The 1,881-nt window shown below is 69.6% G+C and carries 2 protein-coding genes and 1 pseudogene; all 3 read right to left on the reverse strand.

What is annotated here, in order from left to right; translation table 11 throughout:
- Positions 1–201 (reverse strand): annotated as a pseudogene (locus ACQKIP_RS46395) (hypothetical protein); the annotation flags it as partial.
- 222 nt (positions 202–423) lie between these two features.
- Positions 424–585, reverse strand: a complete 162-nt coding sequence (locus ACQKIP_RS46400) for a hypothetical protein (protein ID WP_365863686.1) — start codon at positions 583–585, stop codon at positions 424–426.
- Positions 586–840: 255 nt separating this feature from the next.
- Complete coding sequence (locus tag ACQKIP_RS46405) at positions 841–1,515, reverse strand: hypothetical protein (protein WP_365863467.1); 675 nt, start codon at positions 1,513–1,515, stop codon at positions 841–843.
- Positions 1,516–1,881 lie beyond the last annotated feature (366 nt).

Consider the following 1,881-nt stretch of genomic DNA (forward strand, 5'->3'; position numbering starts at 1 on the left):
GACGAATACCGTGTGATCGGCCGAGGGCTCCTCCAGATCGAGGTCACGGGCATTGACGCACAGCGTCACGAAAGCACCCCGACGCCCGCACGCACCCAGCCCGATCTCAGGAGCCTCCGGCCAGCCCGCGAAGTCCCACCGCACCGTGGTCGGACTGCTGCCCGCCGCCTTGAGCAACGGCTCCACGGTCTCTGTCGGCATGCCCCAACTGCGCACCGGCGGGGCAGGCGCGCCGATGACTCGTCCGCCCTGTCCGCTGGGGAGCCCGCGCCTTCCTCCGTGAGCAATTCGGCCTCCGGCAATACGGCCAGCACCGCCGAAAGGACGTGCGCCAAGGAGACCCGCAATTCGAAATCCACGCCGACATCACTCAGATCAGCGATACTGAGCAACCGCTCAACCGCGCTCAAGCCCTCCGAGATGTCAGCCGGTCTCGTCGCAGTGCGCCGTGACCTCCTTGATCGCTTGGAGCACCACCTGCCGGTCCACACCCGGCTGCTTGACCAGGCATAGCTGAAAACGCGCCATCCACTTCTCGCGGTCCTTCTCCTGCGCCGCTTGCATGTCGTCGCTCTTTTTCGCCATGCGTCCTCCTGGATGATCACTAACGGTCGCCACAAGGCGGGACGCCGGGGCAGGCAGCGCACGATCATGCTCAGGTACACGCCGTCCACGGGCTCTTGTGCCGCGCTCCGGGTTCGGGGAACACCGCCACGCTACGCGCCGTCGGCAGGTGGCCCGGGGCGTCCACTTCCCGAAGGGCTGCATCTGCCCCTCGGCGGGCCCGGATCGTGCCGTGCCGGAGCCGCCAGGCCCCGGCGCCAGAGTGGATGTGGCGGGTCAGGCGATGACGGGGACCGTCTCGGCGCTGTTGGTGGACCAGTTGGTGACGATGGGCTTGTCGACGTCGGCGGGCTCGGGGAGCTTGAGTTCGGCCGGGTTGGGGTCGTCGTCGGTCAGACCCAGGATGAGGCTCTCGAACTCGGTGCCGCCGTCGCTGTTGGTGGTCTTGGGGCTGATGCCGGTGTAGGCAACGGCGGAGCCGGTCAGCTTGATGGGGTCCTCGCCGCCCTGTCCGACGGGGGAGGCTGCGCCGTCGGCACCGGATCCGAAGGACACGCTGGGGGTGTTGACGTCCAGGACGCAGGTGATGCCGGGCTTGGCCTTGGCGGTGACGAGGTAGTAGCCCCCGGCCTGGGATTTCGAAGTGAGCGTGAGGGTCAGATCGTTGGTGCCGCAGGCCTGCCCGTAGCCGTCCTTCTCGCCGTCGCCGTTGCCGGCCCCCGAGCCCGTCTTGCCGTCGGACTGCCCCGACTCGGCCCCGGATCCGCTGGAGGGGCTGTCGGGGGCGGGGCTCTCTGCCTTGTCTTTGTCGGCGGCGGCGGGGGTGGTGGTGGAGGAGTCGGCGCTCGTGGTGTCCTCAGGGCCGCACGCGGTGGCGGTGGCGGTGAGGGCAGTTACCGCCAGCGCGGCCAGAACGAGGCGGGCGGAACGGGCGGCATGACGCGAGCGCATGAGGGTCTCCGGAGGTGTGTGGGTAGCGGTGTGTCCTGCTGACACCGTCGACACTACGATCACCCCGGTCTTCAAGTGATCCTGAGAATGTCCGCGTTCTGTCTCGGCGGTGACGCCCGGCCCGAGCGGTGGTGGCGAGCAACGGGATGCCCAACTGGCCTGCGGGCGAACGCTGCTGGACCGGGACAGGCATGCGGCACTGAGGGTATCGCCGCCAGGCCGGCTCGCAGATGCGCCTTGCGCGGCGCCTTCGCGGGCGGCTGCCGCCCGCGAACAGACTGGCCGCCCGGGTCCTTGTCCAGCCCGGCCGATACCACCAGACGCCCGCCTTGGCGCGGCCGGACAGCACGCGGAGGCCTGCGGGCC

Origin of the sequence: Streptomyces sp. NPDC059900 (assembly GCF_050270335.1) — a bacterium.
Classification (GTDB): Bacteria; Actinomycetota; Actinomycetes; order Streptomycetales; family Streptomycetaceae; genus Streptomyces.

Coding starts and splice junctions, on each gene's coding strand:
- ACQKIP_RS46400 (WP_365863686.1), bottom strand. CDS start 585: ATGGCGAAAAAGAGCGACGACATGCAAGCGGCGCAGGAGAAGGACCGC.
- ACQKIP_RS46405 (WP_365863467.1), bottom strand. CDS start 1,515: ATGCGCTCGCGTCATGCCGCCCGTTCCGCCCGCCTCGTTCTGGCCGCG.